General features: G+C 68.6%; 13 protein-coding genes. 5 read left to right on the top strand and 8 right to left on the bottom strand.

Features of this window, described 5'->3' with window-relative positions; translation table 11 throughout:
• The first annotated feature begins 13 nt into the window (after window positions 1–13).
• From AACH00_RS02445 to AACH00_RS02425, 5 genes are all read left to right on the top strand, one after another.
• Entirely contained in the window at window positions 14–997 is a 984-nt protein-coding gene (locus AACH00_RS02445) for a LysR family transcriptional regulator (protein WP_341397348.1), read from the top strand.
• Window positions 998–1,067: 70 nt separating this feature from the next.
• Window positions 1,068–2,219, top strand: a complete 1,152-nt coding sequence (locus tag AACH00_RS02440) for an alpha-hydroxy acid oxidase (protein ID WP_341397347.1) — start codon at window positions 1,068–1,070, stop codon at window positions 2,217–2,219.
• Window positions 2,220–2,339: 120 nt separating this feature from the next.
• The gene (locus tag AACH00_RS02435; RefSeq protein WP_341397346.1) at window positions 2,340–4,250 is read left to right on the top strand and encodes a sensor domain-containing diguanylate cyclase; all 1,911 of its coding nucleotides are present in this window, start codon (window positions 2,340–2,342) and stop codon (window positions 4,248–4,250) included.
• A 105-nt stretch (window positions 4,251–4,355) separates the two neighbouring features.
• A complete protein-coding gene (locus tag AACH00_RS02430; protein WP_341397345.1) occupies window positions 4,356–5,981 on the top strand; it encodes a hypothetical protein in 1,626 nt (541 codons plus the stop codon).
• A 138-nt stretch (window positions 5,982–6,119) separates the two neighbouring features.
• The gene (locus AACH00_RS02425; protein WP_341397344.1) at window positions 6,120–7,022 is read left to right on the top strand and encodes a hypothetical protein; all 903 of its coding nucleotides are present in this window, start codon (window positions 6,120–6,122) and stop codon (window positions 7,020–7,022) included.
• Here AACH00_RS02425 and AACH00_RS02420 read toward each other — a convergent pair.
• The 8 genes from AACH00_RS02420 to AACH00_RS02385 form a co-directional block, all read right to left on the bottom strand.
• Window positions 7,002–8,477, bottom strand: a complete 1,476-nt coding sequence (locus AACH00_RS02420; protein WP_341397343.1) for a helix-turn-helix transcriptional regulator — start codon at window positions 8,475–8,477, stop codon at window positions 7,002–7,004. The genes AACH00_RS02425 and AACH00_RS02420 overlap by 21 nt on opposite strands.
• Window positions 8,478–8,797: 320 nt before the next feature.
• A complete protein-coding gene (locus tag AACH00_RS02415) occupies window positions 8,798–9,313 on the bottom strand; it encodes a MarR family winged helix-turn-helix transcriptional regulator (RefSeq protein WP_341397342.1) in 516 nt (171 codons plus the stop codon).
• 23 nt (window positions 9,314–9,336) lie between these two features.
• Window positions 9,337–11,133, bottom strand: coding sequence for an acyl-CoA dehydrogenase family protein (locus AACH00_RS02410; RefSeq protein WP_341397341.1), 1,797 nt, complete (start codon window positions 11,131–11,133; stop codon window positions 9,337–9,339).
• A gap of 53 nt (window positions 11,134–11,186) precedes the next feature.
• A complete protein-coding gene (locus AACH00_RS02405) occupies window positions 11,187–11,915 on the bottom strand; it encodes an ABC transporter ATP-binding protein (RefSeq protein WP_341397340.1) in 729 nt (242 codons plus the stop codon).
• 1 nt (window position 11,916) lies between these two features.
• Window positions 11,917–13,686 (bottom strand): branched-chain amino acid ABC transporter ATP-binding protein/permease, encoded by a 1,770-nt coding sequence (locus AACH00_RS02400; protein ID WP_341397339.1) that lies wholly within the window; start codon window positions 13,684–13,686, stop codon window positions 11,917–11,919.
• Between the two features lies 1 nt (window position 13,687).
• The gene (locus AACH00_RS02395) at window positions 13,688–14,725 is read right to left on the bottom strand and encodes a branched-chain amino acid ABC transporter permease (protein ID WP_341397338.1); all 1,038 of its coding nucleotides are present in this window, start codon (window positions 14,723–14,725) and stop codon (window positions 13,688–13,690) included.
• Window positions 14,726–14,773: 48 nt separating this feature from the next.
• Window positions 14,774–15,925 (bottom strand): ABC transporter substrate-binding protein, encoded by a 1,152-nt coding sequence (locus AACH00_RS02390; protein ID WP_341397337.1) that lies wholly within the window; start codon window positions 15,923–15,925, stop codon window positions 14,774–14,776.
• Window positions 15,926–15,977: 52 nt separating this feature from the next.
• A complete protein-coding gene (locus AACH00_RS02385) occupies window positions 15,978–16,742 on the bottom strand; it encodes an SDR family NAD(P)-dependent oxidoreductase (protein ID WP_341397336.1) in 765 nt (254 codons plus the stop codon).
• Between the last annotated feature and the right edge of the window lie 10 nt (window positions 16,743–16,752).

Here is a 16,752-nt window from a genome sequence, read left to right as displayed (position 1 = left end):
GAGTGCGGCCACGATGGCTGTACTCCCTGACCACCTCGACCCCAGCGCCGCCCCGCTGACCTCGCCCGCGCTGCGCCTGCCCAGCATGGACGGGCTTCGCGCCTTCGAAGCCGCCGTCCGGCTGGGCACCTTCGAGCGCGCAGCGGACGAGTTGCACGTCACGGCCAGCGCGGTTGGCAAGCGCATCAACGCGCTGGAAGAGTTGCTGGGCGTGGTGCTGCTGCAGCGCGGTGCCAAGGCCCTGGTGCCCACGCCGATCGGCAAGGAATATTTGCAGCAGGTGCGCGCCGCCCTCGGCTTGCTGGCCGCCATGCCGCTGCACCGCCGCAGCGCCCAGCAGCGCCAGCGGGTGCAGCTGTGCGCGCCGCCCACCTTCGCCCGCCTGGTGCTGGTGCCCGCCCTGCCCGCCTTCGCGCAGGCGCACCCCGACGTCGAACTTGAGATTTTGCTGTCGTCGCCCTTCATCGACAGCCCCGCCAGCGACGCCACCCTGGAAGTGCGCCACAGCCCGCTGGCCGGCGCAGCGCCCGAGCGGGTGCTGATGCACGACCACCTGATCCCCCTGGCCAGCCCGGCCTTGCTGGCCGAGCTGGGCCCGCAGCAGCCGCACTTGCACAGCCCGGAAGACATCGCCCGCTGGCCCTTGCTGCGCACCCCGGTCGAGCCGTGGGCGCCGTGGTTCCGCGCCTGCGGCTTGAGCTGGCCCGAGCCCGACCAGGGCCCGCGCCTGATCGACCTCGGCCTGACGCTTGAAGCGGCCCTGCAGGCCCAGGGCGTGGTGCTGGCCCGGCCCAGCCTGGCGCGGCAGGCGCTGCGCTCGGGCGCACTGGTGCCGGTGATGGGCGCTGGCCAGACACCGCTGGCGCGCCCGGACACCGCCTACCTGCTCAGCACCTGCGCTGACCACCCGCTGGCGCACGCCACGGCCCAGTGGCTGCGCGAAGCCTGCGCCCAGGCCGCCACGGAAGGACTGGCGCTCGTTTCCGGCAAGGCCTGAATAAGTTTCCGGCCAATCGGCGGGCGGCGCAGCTAGCATCGGCTGCACAAAAATGCCTGGAGACAACCGGATGCCCGTGATCACCAACATCGAAGACCTGCGCGTACTGGCCAAAAAGCGCGTGCCGCGCATGTTCTACGACTATGCCGATTCGGGCTCGTGGACCGAGAGCACCTACCGCGCCAACGAGACCGATTTCCAGAAGATCAAGCTGCGCCAGCGCGTGGCCGTGAACATGGAAAACCGCAGCACCGCGGTGAAGATGGTCGGCATCGACAGCCGCATGCCGGTGGCCATCGCCCCGACCGGCCTGACGGGCATGCAGCACGCCGACGGCGAAATACTGGCCGCACGCGCTGCCGAGAAGTTCGGCGTGCCGTTCACGCTGTCGACGATGAGCATCTGCTCGATCGAAGACATCGCCGCGCACACCCAGGCGCCCTTCTGGTTCCAGCTCTACGTGATGAAGGACCGCGACTTCGTCGAGCGCCTGATCGACCGCGCCAAGGCCGCGAAGTGCAGCGCGCTGATGCTGACGCTGGACCTGCAGATCCTCGGCCAGCGCCACAAGGACCTGAAAAACGGTTTGTCGGCGCCCCCGAAGCCCACCCTGGCGAACATCATCAACCTGATGACCAAGCCGCGCTGGTGCCTGGGCATGCTGGGTACGCCGCGCCGCAGCTTCGGCAACATCGTCGGTCACGCCAAGGGCGTGGGTGATCTGTCTTCGCTCAGTTCCTGGACGGCCGAGCAGTTCGACCCGGCCCTGAGCTGGGACGACGTGGAATGGATCAAGAAGCGCTGGGGCGGCAAGCTGATCATCAAGGGCGTGATGGACCTGGAAGACGCCCGCCTGGCTGCGCAGTCCGGCGCTGACGCCGTGATCATCAGCAACCACGGCGGCCGGCAGCTCGACGGCGCCCCGTCGTCCATCGAAGCCCTGCCGTCGATCGCCGAGGCGGTGGGCAAAGACATCGAGGTCTGGATGGACGGCGGCATCCGCTCGGGCCAGGACGTGCTCAAGGCCTGGGCCCTGGGCGCCCGCGGCACCCTGATCGGGCGGTCGTTCCTCTACGGCCTGGGCGCCATGGGCGAGGCCGGCGTGACCAAGGCACTGGAAATCATCCACAAGGAACTCGATCTGACGATGGCGTTCTGCGGACATACCCGGCTCGACAATGTCGACCGGCGCATCCTCCTGCCCGGTACCTTTCCGCAATAAGCGACGCGCGGCGCTTCATAAGGCGCCAAAGCCGCCGATAAGACCGGGAACCCGGTTTGTGCGGCCAGTGTGGCTTCCCCGGGAATGGATGCCATGCCCGTGGAAGCCCCTTCAACCTCCATGCCCCACCCCGCCCTTTGCCGGCCGGCCGCGGCGCAGCGGTGGCCGGGCGCGCTGGCTCGGCGCTGGCAGCTGCTGCTTTCCCTGTTTCTGCTGAGCCTGCTGCTGGCGCTGCCCGCCATCAGCCGCGCCATGCCCGCCCGCGAGGCGGTGGCCATGGATTATTTCGAGGATCCGGCCGGCCTCATGACGGCCGACCAGATCCGCCAGTTGCCGGAATCCGCCTGGCAGTCCACCGGCAACCACAACGCCAAGTTTGGTTACACCCGCAGCGTGTTCTGGTTCCGGGCCAACCTGACCCACGATGGCCATGGTTCAACGCGGCGGCTCCTGGAGATTGGCTACCCGGTGCTCGACAGCGTCGACCTGTGGCTCTCCACCTACCCGGACAACGGCAGCGAGCAGGCTCAGCAGCAGCAGCATCTCGGTGACAAGCTGGCCTTCGCCGAGCGGCCGATCCGCCACCGCAATTTCGTCGTGCCCGTCACCCTGCAGGCAGGCCACACACTGGCGATGCTGGCCCGGGTGCAGACCAGCAGCTCGATGCAGTTCCCGCTGGAGCTCTGGGACCCCGACGCCTTCGCCAGCCACGACCAGGACGCCATGCTGCTGCATGGCGGCTACATCGGGGTGATGGGCGGCCTGCTCATCTACAACCTGATCCTGCTGATCACGGTGCGCGAGAAGGTCTATGCGCTGTATGTGGCCTGGGTCGCCGCCATCGGCACCTTTCTGACCACGCTCACCGGCCTGAGCTTCCAGTACCTGTGGCCCGAAGCCACCGCCTGGAACGACACCGCGCTGGTGGTGCTGCTCGGCCTCTCAGGGGCCACTGGCTGCGCGTTTGCGGCCACGTTCATGAAGTTGCAGCCGCTGCCCGCCTGGCGCCTGAGCGCCGTGCGCGCGCTGGTGGTCATGAACCTGGTGGCAACAGCCGCCGCATTCGTGCTGCCTTATTCGATGGGCATCAAGTTCTCCATCGTGTCAGCCGTGCTGGCCATTGGCCTGGTCACGGTGCTGGCGGCGCTGCGGGCCAATGAAGGCTACAAGCCGGGCCAGATCTTCCTGCTGGCCTTTGGCTGCGTGCTGGCCGGCGGTGCCATCCTGGCCGCCAACAAGTTCGGCCTGATCGAGCGCAACCTGCTGACCGAACATGCCGCCCAGATCGGCAGTGCCATCGAGGTGCTGCTGATCTCGCTCGGCCTGGCCGCCCGCCTGAATGAAGAACGGTCGCTGCGCGAATCCGCCCAGGCTGCCGCGCTGCGGGTGCAGCACGAGGCCCGCGAGCAGCTGGAAAGCCGCGTGCGGGAACGCACCATCGAGCTGGAAGCCGTGAACCGCAAGCTGTCACAGCTCAGCATGACCGACGGCCTGACCGCCATCCCGAACCGGCGCTACCTCGACGACGTGCTGGCCCGGGAGCTGGAGCAGGCCACGGTGGCCGGCAAGTCACTCTCGGTGGCCTTGGTCGACGTGGACCACTTCAAGATGTTCAACGACACCCACGGCCATCTGGCGGGCGATCTTTGCCTGCAAACCGTGGCGCGTGAGCTGCAGGCCCAGGCCCTGCGCACGGACGATCTGGTGGCCCGTTACGGCGGCGAGGAGTTCTGTGTGGTCATGCCTGGCGCTGGTCCGGACGGCGCCATCGCGGTGGCCGAGCGCATGCGCGCGGCCGTGCAGGCGCTGGCGGTGGACACCGGCTACGGCGCGGTCGGCATCACGGTGAGCATCGGCGTGTGCAGCCTGGTGCCCAACCACCCGGACGATCTGGCTTCCCTGCTGAAGACCGCCGACGAAGCGCTCTACCGCGCCAAGCGCGCGGGCCGCAACCGGGTCGTGCTGAACGCCGGCCTGGTGGTGCCCACCACGGAATCGCTGACCGAATTGGCGATCCCGCCGACACGTTAATGCCGGCGTCAGCAGGCACGCCCCGGGCTTCCCTACAATGAAAGCGTCATTCAACGTGCCGCCCCTGGCTGGGCTTGCGCGGCAGTCCGCCACCTTTCTCTCGCAATGAAACGCTCAGATACCCGACACCTGTTGCGCCAGATGCTGGACAAGGTGACCACCGCCACCACACCGGCCGACGCTCAGGCGTCAGAACTCTCGCGCACCCAGTTGAAGGTGCTGATCGATCAGAAGCGCCGCAATGACGCGGTGCGCAAACGCGAATTCGACCTGCTGCGCTCGGTGCGCCGCGAGGGCTTGTCGTCGGAGCATTTCGCCTGGCTGGATGAGCACACGCGCCCCACCGACAACGCCGAAGCCTGGCCGGAACAGGTGGTGAAGGCCGGCGTGCTGGCCAAGATCGACGCGATCGAGCGCCAGATGGCGTCGCGCCACGGCCTGGCTGGCCTGCTGGCCAAGGCCGGACGCCCGGGCCTGTCACAAGCCCAAGCACCGGCAGCGGCCTTTGCCAACACGGTGCCGATGAAGCTGCGTGGCGAGCGCCGCGCCGCCGCCTTTCGCCAGGCCTTCCGCCCCGCCCCGTCCCCTTCGTCGGCCGGCGAAGCCAGCAGCGTGCCCGCCACCGATTGGGGCGCCCGCAGCAGCGCCCTGCAAGCGCATGAGCGGCCGATGGACGCCGAGCTGTCGCTGCCAGTCATGGCGTTTGCCAATGCCGAATTTGGCGCCTGCGAGCAAGCCCTTCTGCATCTGCTGGAGCCGGGCGGCCCGCGTGAGGGCCAGGCCGACACCTGGGCCATCCTGCTCGACTTCTACCGGGCCACCGGCCAGCAGCAGCGCTTCGAGCAGCGCGCCGAGGCCTTCGCCCACCGCTTCGGCGAATCACCGCCCGACTGGCGCTCGCTGCCAGGCCTGATCGCCGAACAGCAGGTGCGCCCGGAGCTGCGCCCGGACGGCCAGGCCGTCGGCTGGATCTGCCCGCCATCGCTCGACCCCAACGCCGTGGCCCACCTGGCCTCGCATGCCGTGCAGTTGCCGCCGCCGTGGCTGATCGACTGGTCGCCGCTGCTGACGGTCGACGCCGAAGGCGCGGCTGCGCTGCTGCGTCTGCTCAACCAGTGGGCGGAGCAGGCGGTGCCGATGCATTGGCTGGCCACCCAGCACCTGCTGCGGGTGCTCAATGACATCGCCCCGGTGGGCGTGGCCGACGTCGACCCGGTGTTCTGGCTGGCCCAGCTGCGGGTGCTGCACCTGCTCAAGCGAGCCGACCTGCTGGATACCCTGGGCATTGATTACTGCGTGACTTACGAGTTGTCACCACCGGCCTGGCCGGAGCCGCAGTGCAGCATCCGCGAGCTGAACGACGGTCACCACACCGAGGCCGCCACCCTGTCCATCCTCGGCGACGCCCAGAGCACCATGGCCGCCACCTCGATGGAAGCCGGCGCGCCGATGCTCGTCACGCTGGCCTTGTCGGGCCAGCTGGTGGGCGATCAGCAGCGCATGCTCGATGACATGTCGATACGTGTGGAACGTGCGGAAATGGTGGAGCTGCGTTGCGACATGCTGGTGCGGGTCGACTTCGTGGCGGGCAGCGACCTGCTGAACTGGGTGGTGGCCCAGCGCCAGGCCGGGCGTGACCTCGCCTTCACCCAGGTTCACCGCCTGATCGACCTGCTGTTCCAGGCCATCGGCATGCACGAGCACACCGACATCCGCGTCCGGCTCGACTGAGCGACCGGTCGGCCCCGGCCACCCACGCCAATTCCGCAACGGTCACACCGTTTCCGCACACATCCGCAGCGCCGCCCGCCATCGAGCGGCTGGCGCGCGCACGCGCGAGGCATGCTGAGAGCGCTTCCAGGAAACGCCGTGCCACGCATCACTCTCGACCCCCACCGCATCGCCAGTCATCCCGTGCTCAACACGGCCGATGACAGCCTGCACGCCACCCGGATCACCGGCGTGATCATCCGGGACAACCTGGAGGACAGCCAGCTCTGCGCCCTGCCGCTCGGGCTTCCCTGGCGAGAACGACTGTCGAAACGGTTGCCGAGACGGGCCAGCGTGCGCCGGCTCATCATCGCGCTGGACGCACGCAGCATCGCCCATGCCGATGACGAAGACGTGGTGGAACTGCTGGCCGCGCGCGTGCTGGCGCGCCGCGTGGTGATCGAGCTGCACCATGTCGTGCATTGCAATGACCTCGTGTCGGTGCTGGCGTTCGGGCAGCGCTGCGAGGAATGCGGTTTCGAGCTCGGCCTGTCGTTCCGGCAGGCCGATGATCTGTCGGCCATCAAGGCGCTGATGATGGTGTTCAAGCCGCACCACATCGACCTGCATTGCGCGCTGGTGCAACGGGTGGACGACCCGCTGTTCGAGGCTCAGTGGCGCGCGCTGGAAGAACTGTCGCGGCGCATGGGCGTTCTGATGATCGGCAGCCAGGTGACCAGCGTGAATGAGCTGGCGCAGGTGCGGCGCGCGGGCATTGCCTTTGTCAGTGCGTTGCCCTCGCCGCGCCAGATCGGCGCTGACAACCGCAGCGTGCTGGCGGAGCAGAACAGCACCGGCTGGGCCACGTCACGCATCGTGGCGGCCGTTCAGCAGGGCTGGGAGTTCCGGCGGACGCCAGCCGAGCATTTTTCGCTGCTTCGGCGCTTCGGCCGGGCGCTGGTGGCGCTGAGCGTGGCCGGGGTGGTGGCCATGGCGTGGCGGCCGCTGCGGGCGGAACCCGTGGCGGCACCGCCCGCAAGCTCAGCGGCTGTCCAGCCCTGAGCGCACGGCGCTCGGCGCCAGGCCAAACACCTTCTTGAAATCCCGGGCGAAGGAGCCGCCGCTCTGGTAGCCCAGCGCGTGAGCCAGTTCCTGCAGCGGCAGGTCGGTGGTGCGCACCCGGTGCATGGCGATGCCCATGCGGCGGTCACGCATCAGCTCCAGCAGGCTCTTGTCCTCGAACTTGCGCACCGCCTGCTCCAGCGTGCGGCGACTGACGTGCACGCTGCGAGCCACGCTGTCCACGTCCATCGGCCGGAAGTCGTTGGCGGCCAGCAGGTCCAGCGCGCGCTGCAGAAAGCCTGGCCGCGCGGTCAACGGCGCCGGCTGCATCGCCACCGGGTCAGGCGGCGGGCCGAAGGTGGCCAGGTCTTCCGCATCGGTGAACCACGACACCGAATTGCGCAGGGCCGAGGCATGCAGCTGGATGAAGGCTTCGTAGCACTCGGCCGCCTGGGGGGCGCGGCCCTGCTCCTGGGCCAGCTGCGCCATGGTGAACAGCAGCACGGGCAACCAGTGGTCGGCCTGGTGGCGGCGCGCCAGCTCCAGGCCCTGGCCCAGCACGCGCAGGGCAGCCTCCGGCACGCCCTGGTCCCGCAGCACGCCGGCGAAGTGCCATTGCAGGGCGACCTGGAAGGCGGCGGGCGCCCCCGCCCAGGACAGCCGCAGTTCGTCGAACACGGCGCGCGCACTGGCCAGGTCGCCGTCGCGGCCCTTCATCACCATGTCGAGCATCTGCACCTGCTGGCGCGCCAGCATGCTCTGCGCGCAGGCCGCGGCTGCGGTCAGGCTCTGCCGGGCCTTGTCCAGGCAAAGGCCCGCCAGCACCGTGTCGGGCGGGTGGTCGGCCGACAGATCCAGGGTGTAGACGCTGCGGCGCGCCAGCGCCCGCTCGTACTGCTGCAGGTGCAGCTGGCACAAGCCCAGCCACAACTCGCACTGGCGGTCGGTGGCCTGCGCCGCGCCGGTCAGGTAGGGGCGGATGTAGCGCTGGGCCCAGATGTCGGCATCGTCGAACTGCAGCAGGGCCATCTGGGCCTGCACGCCGGTGTGGGCCACATCCGCCCGTTCCGACATCGACAGCAGCCCCATCATCAGCGTGTGGCGCACCACGGCCACGCAGGCCGTCATGGCGCCGCGTTCGCGCAGCGCCACGGCAATCATCTGCAGGCAGCGCGCCTCTTCCTGCCAGCGCTGGTTGCTGCGAAAGACACGCCGGGCCAGCCGCAGGTCATCCAGCGCCGCGGGGGCGCTCACCAGGCCCGCCACGCGCCCGTACACGGCCAGCAGGCCACGCGCCCGCATCACGGTGCCGCGCTCCTGCCGTATTTCCTGCAGCAGGCTCAGCAAGCCGTCTTCTGCCTTCGCCGCATCCTCCAACCCGTCGGCCTGAAGCCGCTCCGCCACGCACGCCCAAGCCTGCAACTGCTGCTCTGCACTCATTGGTTCTTGTCCCATCGACTGTGGCCGTCGCCGGGCTCTGCTGGCTCATGCTGACGGGCGGGGAAGGCCCGGAGGCGGGACATCGCTGTCTCGCCGGCACGCACTTCACCGCAGTGCAGATTTTTTCATTTTGAGCCGTGCAAGAAGTAGCCGCAGACTCGTCACTGATGTAACGGTTTGCCAATGTGCGAAGTACACAAATGCACCCGTCGGGCGGCGTTCACAGCAGGCGCCGGGCAGGCCCCCAGCCCGGCCATCACGGCCAGACGCGTGTGCCAACGGTTACGTGCGGCGGCTCAAGATTGCCGGCTGCGTGGCCGGCGCAGCAACCCGGCTCAGCGGGCGGCGCCGCGGCCACGGGCCACGCGCTGCAGCAACTCCAGCAACATGGCCTGCTCGGCCGCGCTGAGGTTCTTGAGTGCTTCGGCTTCCATGCTGAGCGCGATCTTGCGGGCGCGCGTCGTCAGAGCCTGGCCCTCGGGCGTGAGGCGGATGAGCTGGGCGCGGCGGTCGCGCTCCGAGCGTTCACGGCGCACCCAGCCCTGCTCCACCATGCGGTCGAGGATCATCGCCAGGTTGGGCGGCGCCACGTCAATGGCCGCGCCCAGCTGCTTCTGGTTGACCTCGGGGTTGGTGTCCACCAGCACCAGGATGGAGAACTCCACCGCCTTGAGCTTCAGAGCGCCGAGGTGTTTCTGGAAGGCTTTTTTCAGCAGCACCGAGGCCAGCGTGCTGGCATAGCCCACCAGGTGGCTCAGGCCGGACTGATCAAGCGCGGCTGCAGGCGCGGAGGCGGACTTGGCGGCAGGCGCCACCGGGGCGGCAGAAGGCAGGGGCTTCGAAGCTGGCATGGGCCGCAATGATAGGAGACGACTCAGCCCGCGACAGCGTCGGGCAGGAACTCGATCGCATGGCGCGCCGCAGCCACCTCGCTCAGCCAGCGTGGCACCTCACCGGCCAGGTGGGTGAACTGGAAACGCGCGGTGGCCTGCTTGGCCTGCAGCAAGGAAGCGTTACCCTCGCCTGCGGCCAAGACCTGGCTTGCGACCGCGTCCATGCGGGCCCAGGCGCAGGCCAGCAGCGCTTCGCCCAGGGCCATCAACCAGGCATCTGCCGCGCGGAACGGCAACTCGCCATCGTTGGCGGCATCGGCTTTCAGCTGGGTTGCCGCCTCGCCCACCAGTTGCAGGCTGCTGCGCGCGGCGGGGGCATGCACGCTGCCTTCGCACTGGGCCGAGGCCCATGCCAGCAACGAGGCCAGCCGCACGCCGCCGTCGACCAGCACCTTGCGCAGCAGCAGGTCTTGCGCCTGGATCTGGTTGGTGCCCTCGTAGATCATCGACACGCGGCTGTCGCGCACCACCTGCTCGATGCCCCAGTCACGCAGATAACCATGGCCGCCCCACACGCCCAGGGCTTCGTCAGCGCCGTGGTGGCCCAGGTCGGTGAGCAGCGCCTTGATGATCGGCGTGAGCAGCGCGGCGCGGTGGCCGGCTTCATCACGCACGGCGGCATCGGTGTGGCCGTGCTGCTCGTCCAGCGCCTGCGCGGCCCAGGCGGCCAGGACGCGGCCGGCTTCGGTGCGGGCCTTCAGGCGCCACAGCGTGCGGCGCACGGCCGGGTGAAAACTCACCGGGTCGACGCCCGCGGCCGGCACCTCGGCCGGCCGTGCGGGCGCCCGCGATTGCAGCCGCTCCTGCGCATACCGCAGCGCGTTCTGGGTGGCCACTTCCAGGTGGCCGAGGCCTTGCAGGCCCACATGCAGGCGCGCCGAGTTCATCATCAGGAACATCGCAGCCAGGCCGCGGTGCGGCTCACCCAGCATCCAGCCGGTGGCGCCATCAAAGCGCATCACGCAGGTGGCGCTGCCCTTGATGCCCATCTTGTGTTCGATGCCGTCGCAGTGCACCCCGTTGCGGCTGCCGTCGGGCAACAGCTTCGGGCAGACAAACAGCGTCAGGCCACGCGTGCCCACCGGCGCCGGGCCGTGGGCCGGGTTATCCAGCCGGGCCAGCACCAGGTGCACGATGTTCGGCGTGAGGTCATGCTCGCCACCCGAGATGAAGATCTTGGTGCCTGAGAGCGCGTAAGCCGGCTCGGCGCTGCCAGCGGTGCCAGGCAGCGGCACGGCGCGGGTGCGGATGAGCCCCAGGTCACTGCCGGCCTGCGGCTCGGTCAGGCACATGGTGGACAGCCATTCGCCGCTCACCACCTTCGGCAGGTAGCGCTCACGCAAAGTGCCCGTGGCGTGGGCATACAGGCAATCCATCGCGCCCTGCAGCAGGCCGGGGTACATGGTCCAGCCATGGTTGGCCGAGGCCAGCATCTCGTTCAGCGCGGCGTTCAGCAGGTGCGGCAGGCCCTGCCCGCCAGCATCCTCCGGCGCCGCGAGTGCGGGCCAGCCCCCGTCCACGAAGGCCTGGTAGGCCTGGGCGTAACCGTCCGGCGTACGCACCTCACCGGCCGTCCACTGGCAACCCTGCACATCGCCGGGGCCGTTCAGCGGGGCCAGCACTTCCGCGGTGAACTTGCCGGCTTCGGCCAGCACCAGCGCGGCCGTGTCAGCGTCGCAGTGTGCCAAGGCCGGCATCGCGGCCCAGGCGGCGGGCGCCTGCAACACGTCGTCGATCACGAAGCGCCAATCGCGCAGCGGGGGGCTGTAGTGCCACATCGGAAGGGGGCTTTCGGGAGGGGGCCACCAGGCCCGAAGGCCGGTGGCTGAACTCAGTGCTTCTTGGCGCCAAGGTAGGTGTCGATCACGCGGGAGTCGGTGGCCAGTTCGCTGGCCGGGCCTTCCAGCGCCACGGCGCCGGTCTCCAGCACGTAGCCGTGGTCGGCCACTTCGAGCGCGGCCCGCGCGTTCTGCTCGATCAGCAGGATGCTCACGCCGGTCGAGCGCAGCTGGGTGATGGTGCGGAAAATGTCCTTCACCACCAGCGGCGCCAGGCCCAGGCTGGGCTCATCGAGCATCAGCACCTTGGGCCGGCTCATCAGGGCGCGACCCACGGCCAGCATCTGGCGCTCGCCGCCCGACAAGGTGCCGGCCAACTGCACGCGCCGCTCTTTCAGGCGCGGGAAGATGGTGTAGACCTCATCGAGCGTGCTGCGCCACTGCGGCACGCGCTGGCGCATCGGCTTGAAGCCGCCCAGCACCAGGTTGTCTTCGACCGACATGGTGCCGAACAGCTCGCGCTTTTCAGGCACCAGCGCCAGGCCCGCCATCACACGGTCTTCGAGGGTGCTGTCGCTGATGTCCTGGCCGTCGAACATCACCCGGCCGCGGGACGGCAGCACGCCCATCAACGCATTCAGCGTGGTGGATTTGCCGGCGCCGTTGGGGCCGATGACGGTGACGACCGAGCCGCGCGGCAGCTCCAGGCTGAGGCCCGAGAGCACCTCGGCCTTGCCGTAGCCCGCATGCAGGCCCTGTACCGAAAGAATGGATTGGCTCATGTCAGTGTTCCGTGCCCAGGTAGGCCGCCCGCACTTCGGGGCTGGCTTGCACTTGCGCGGGCGTGCCGCTGATCAGCTTGGTGCCGAACTCCATCACGGTGATGTGATCGACCAGGCCCATGACGAAGTCCATGTCGTGCTCCACCAGCAGGATGGACAGCCCTTCGGACTTCAGCTGCCGCAGCACATCGGCCAGTGCCTGCTTTTCCTTCAGGCGCAAGCCGGCGGCGGGCTCGTCCAGCAGCAGCAGCGAGGGGTCGGTGCACAGCGCGCGCGCAATCTCCATCAGGCGTTGCGGCCCGAGCGCCAGGTTGCCGGCCAGCTCATGCAACTTGTCGGCCATGCCGATGCGCTGCAGCTGCGCCTCGGCCTCGGCGAACAGGCGGCGCTCTTCCTCGCGGTCCAGGCGCAGCATGGCCTTCAGCGTGCCGCTGGAGGTGCGCAGGTAGCCGCCCAGCGCCACGTTCTCCAGCACCGTCATCTCGGGGATCATCTTCACGTGCTGGAAGGTGCGGCTCATGCCCGCCTGGGCAATCTGCCGCGACGACCAGCCAGCCACGTTGCGGCCCCGGAAGTTCACCTGCCCGCTCGTCAGCCCCAGCACGCCCGACACCAGGTTGAAGGTGGTCGACTTGCCGGCACCGTTCGGGCCGATCAGGCCCATGATGTCGCCCGCGCGGATGGTGAAGCTGATGTCGTTCACCGCCACCAGGCCACCAAACTGCTTGCGCACCTTGTTGACGTCGAGCAGCACCTCACCGGCCACCGGCTTGCTGCGGCTAGGCAGCGGCGCAGCACCCACCCAGTCACGCTCACGCTGTTGTGCCGGCAGCAGCCTTTTCACGAAGGTCCACAGGCCATCCGGCACGTACTTCAGCACGCCGATCAGCACCAGGCCGAAAACGATGGTCTCGAAGTTGCCACTGCTGCCAATCAGTGCCGGCAGGATCACCTGCAACTGGTCTTCCAGCAGCTTGACCACGGCCGCACCGGTGAAGGCACCCCACACATGACCCACGCCGCCGACCACCGCCATGAACAGGAACTCGATGCCCTTGGCCAGACTGAACGGCGACGGATTGACCGTGCGCTGGAAGTGCGCAAACAGCCAGCCCGACAGCGCCGCCAGCACCGCCGCCAGCACGAAGGCCACCATCTTGTAGCGGAAGGTGGAGATGCCCATGGCCTCGGCCATCGTGGTGCCGTTCTTCAGCGCGCGAATGGCACGGCCCGGACGCGAATCCAGCAGATGCATCACGGCGATGGCCGCGCCAAGTGCGGTGACCCAGATCAGCACATACATCGATCGGCCGCTGGCCAGCGACATGTCGCCGATGCTCAGTGCCGGCACGCCCAGGATGCCGTCGTACTTGCCGAGGAACTCCATGTTGGCCATGGTGTAGTTCAGCGCCAGGCCCCAGCAGATGGTGGCCAGCGGCAGGTAGTGGCCCGACATGCGCAGCGTGAGCACGCCCAGCACCAGCGCCACCAGCACGGCGAGCGCCACACCCACCAGCAACGCCAGCCAGGGCGAGACCTGCATCGCGGTGGTCAGCCAGGCCGTGGTGTAGGCGCCGACGCCCACGAAGGCCGCCTGGCCGAAGCTGGTGAGCCCGGCCACACCGGTCAGCACCACCAGGCCCAGCGCCACCAGCGCATACAGGCCGATGTAGTTCAGCTGGGTGATCCAGAACTCGGGCACCGGCAGGGCCGGCACCAGCAACATGGCCGCGCACAGCAGCGGCAGGATGAACTTGGAAAGGTTGCGCATCTCAGTGCTCTTCCACATGGGGGTCGCGCAGCGAGCGCCACAACAACACCGGCAGGATCGCGCCGAACACGATCACTTCCTTGAAGGCGCTGGCCCAGAACGAGCCGAAGCTCTCCAGCAGGCCCACACCCAGTGCGCCCACCAGCGCCAGCGGGTAGCTGGACAGGCCGGCGAACACCGCTGCCACGAAGCCCTTGAGGCCGATCAGGAAACCGGAGTCATAAAAGATGGTGGTGGTCGGTCCGATCAGCAGGCCCGACAAGGCACCGATGAAAGCGGCCATCGTGAAGCTGAGGCGGCCGGCACCGGTGGACGAAATGCCCATCAGCCGCGCACCCAGGCGGTTCACCGCCGTGGCGCGCAGGGCCTTGCCCCAGAGCGAGCGCTCGAAGAACAGCCACAGCATCACGATCAGCGCCATCGAGACGCCGAAGACGATCAGCGTCTGGCCCGACAGCGTGAGCGGGCCCCAGGCGAAGCGCTCGTCCCAGAACGGCGGGTTGCGGAAGCCCTCAGCGCCGAAGGCATACAGGCCCAGACCGGTCAGCACGAAATGCACGCCCACCGAGACGATGAGCAGCACCAGCACGCTGGCGTCGGCCAGCGATTCATAGGCCAGTCGGTAGATCAGGCCACCCAGCGGGGTGACCAGCGCCAGCGTCAGCACCGCCTGCACCCCCAGCGGGAACTGCTGCGGCGCCGCCCAGCGCACCACCAGCGCGGCCACCACGGGCCAGGCCAGCACGCCCAGCACGGCCCGCAGCGTGTGCCGCAAGGGCCGGTGTGCGCGCCAGCCCGCCACCGCCTCCTGCAGCGCGGCCAGGCCGGCCAGCACCAGCACCAGCCACACGGTGCCTGGTACGGTGCCGGCCTGCATCATGGCCAGCGTGAGTGCCCCGAAGGCCACGAACTCGCCCTGCGGGATGAAGATCACCCGCGTCACGGCGAACAACAGCACCGTGGCCAGGGCCAGCAGCGCATACACCGCACCGTTGGTCACTCCGTCCAGGGCCAGGATGCTGGCAATTGAAAAGTCCATGGGCCTGTCTACCTCTGGTTCAAGAACACGGGCGCTTCAGGGGGTGGATCACTCCACCTTCCAGTCGCCATTCACCACCTTGAGGATGACACCAGTTTCGGTGGTGAAACCCCAGTGGTTGTCCTTGGTGTAGTTCAGCACGCCTTGCGATACCGGCGTGCGACCCATCGTTTCGAACGCCTCACGCAACGCAGCACGGAACGCCGGGGTGCCCGGGCGGGCCTTCTTCAGCGCCATCGGCACGGCCTTTTCCAGCACCACAACAGCGTCAAAGGCATGCGCGCCGAACTGGTTGCGGCTGCCCTTGCCATACGCGGCTTCGTACTTGTTGACGTAGTCCTGCGCGAGCGCCTTCGACGGGTGGCCAGCGGCCAGCTGCTCAGGCACGACGGCCGGGCCGGAGACCACGAACGAGCCTTCCACGTCCTTGCCACCCACGCGCATCAGATCGCGCGAGGCTGCGGCGTGCGTCTGGTAGATGCGGCCCTTGTAGCCGCGCTCGATCAGCGCCTTGTGCGGCATCGCGGCACCGCTGCCCGAAGCCACCACCAGCATCGCGTCCGGGTTGGCCGAGACCAGCTTCAGGGCTTGCGCGGTGACGCTGGTGTCCGAGCGTGCGAAACGCTCGGTGGCCACGATCTTCGGGCCACCCAGCAGTGCAGATTGGTCCTGGAAGTCCTTCAGCCAGCTTTCGCCGTAGGCATCGGTGTAGCCCAGGAAGCCCAGCGTCTTCACGTTGAGCTTCTTCATGTGTTCGATCAGCGCATGCGCCATCACCGCATTGCCCTGGGGCAGGCGGAACGACCAGGCGTCCTTGCCGGCCACCAGCACGCCGGGCGACATCATCAGCTGCGGCGTCTGGGTTTCAAAGGCCACGTCGGCCATCGGGATCACCACCGGGGTGGCGGCCGAGCCCATGATCACGTCGACCTTGTCTTCGGTCACGAAGCGACGGGCGTTCTGCACGCCGCGCGTCGGGTCGGTGGCGTCATCCAGAACGATGACCTTGAGCTTCTCGCCGGCGATCGAGGTCGGCCAGAGCTTGATGTAGTTCTGCACCGGCAGGCCCAGACCCGACGCGGGGCCGGTCAGCGGCAGGCTGACGCCGATGGTCAGATCAGCCAGGGCGGCCGTGGCAGCCAGCCCCAGCACGGCAGCGGTCATCAGGCTGCGAACAAACGGACGGGAGGGTCGGGTCATGGGAGTCTCCAAACGTGTTGTGTCTCGAACGGGGGAAGGAACTCAAACAGGGTCAGCGCGGCGCCATGCGCAGGGCGCCATCCAGGCGCACCACTTCGCCGTTCAGGTGGCCGTTGGCCACCATGTGGGCGGCCAGTGCGGCGAACTCGGCCGGCAGGCCCAGGCGCTTCGGGAACGGGATCGAGGAGGCCAGCGACTGTTGCACCTCGGCGGGCAACTCTTGCAGCAGCGGCGTGGCGAACAAGCCCGGTGCAATGGTGTTGACGCGGATGCCCCACTGGGCCAGGTCACGCGCCAGCGGCAGCGTCATGCCGGCCACGCCGGCCTTCGAGGCGGCATAGGCTTCCTGGCCCACCTGGCCATCAAACGCCGCCACCGAGGCGGTGTTGATGATCACGCCACGCTCGCCATCATCCAGCCCTTCCAGGCGGGCCATGCGGGCCGCGGCCAGTCGGATGACGTTGTAGGTGCCCACCAGGTTGATGCGCACGACGCGCTCGAAATCAGCCAGCGGCGCGGGGGAGCCGTCACGGGCAATGACCCGCTTGGCCGTGCCGATGCCAGCGATGTTCATCAGGATGCGCGCCGGGCCGTGCGCCGCTTCCGCCGCGTCCAGCGCCGCAGTCACGTCATCGGCGTTGGTGATGTCGCAGGTGCAGGCGATGCCACCGACCTCTGCAGCCACGCGCGCCGCACCGGCCGCATTCACATCGAGCACCGCCACGCGTGCGCCCAGGCGGGCCAATTCGCGGGCCACGGCTTCACCGAGGCCGGAGCCTCCGCCCGTCACCAGGGCGGCTTGTCCTTGTACGTTCATGGATGTTCCT

It is taken from the genome of Ideonella margarita (genome assembly GCF_038066635.1).
Taxonomy (GTDB): Bacteria; Pseudomonadota; Gammaproteobacteria; order Burkholderiales; family Burkholderiaceae_C; genus Ideonella; species Ideonella margarita.
The sequence above is the reverse complement of the archived record's forward strand: the minus strand, read 5'-3'. Positions and strand labels throughout refer to the sequence as shown.

Excerpts from the sequence above, each read along its gene's own strand:
- AACH00_RS02395 (WP_341397338.1), bottom strand. The coding sequence starts at position 14,725 with ATGGACTTTTCAATTGCCAGCATCCTGGCCCTGGACGGAGTGACCAAC.
- AACH00_RS02410 (WP_341397341.1), bottom strand. The coding sequence starts at position 11,133 with ATGTGGCACTACAGCCCCCCGCTGCGCGATTGGCGCTTCGTGATCGAC.
- AACH00_RS02385 (WP_341397336.1), bottom strand. The coding sequence starts at position 16,742 with ATGAACGTACAAGGACAAGCCGCCCTGGTGACGGGCGGAGGCTCCGGC.
- AACH00_RS02420 (WP_341397343.1), bottom strand. The coding sequence starts at position 8,477 with ATGGGACAAGAACCAATGAGTGCAGAGCAGCAGTTGCAGGCTTGGGCG.
- AACH00_RS02430 (WP_341397345.1), top strand. The coding sequence starts at position 4,356 with ATGAAACGCTCAGATACCCGACACCTGTTGCGCCAGATGCTGGACAAG.
- AACH00_RS02390 (WP_341397337.1), bottom strand. The coding sequence starts at position 15,925 with ATGACCCGACCCTCCCGTCCGTTTGTTCGCAGCCTGATGACCGCTGCC.
- AACH00_RS02405 (WP_341397340.1), bottom strand. The coding sequence starts at position 11,915 with ATGAGCCAATCCATTCTTTCGGTACAGGGCCTGCATGCGGGCTACGGC.
- AACH00_RS02440 (WP_341397347.1), top strand. The coding sequence starts at position 1,068 with ATGCCCGTGATCACCAACATCGAAGACCTGCGCGTACTGGCCAAAAAG.
- AACH00_RS02435 (WP_341397346.1), top strand. The coding sequence starts at position 2,340 with ATGCCCCACCCCGCCCTTTGCCGGCCGGCCGCGGCGCAGCGGTGGCCG.
- AACH00_RS02400 (WP_341397339.1), bottom strand. The coding sequence starts at position 13,686 with ATGCGCAACCTTTCCAAGTTCATCCTGCCGCTGCTGTGCGCGGCCATG.
- AACH00_RS02415 (WP_341397342.1), bottom strand. The coding sequence starts at position 9,313 with ATGCCAGCTTCGAAGCCCCTGCCTTCTGCCGCCCCGGTGGCGCCTGCC.
- AACH00_RS02445 (WP_341397348.1), top strand. The coding sequence starts at position 14 with ATGGCTGTACTCCCTGACCACCTCGACCCCAGCGCCGCCCCGCTGACC.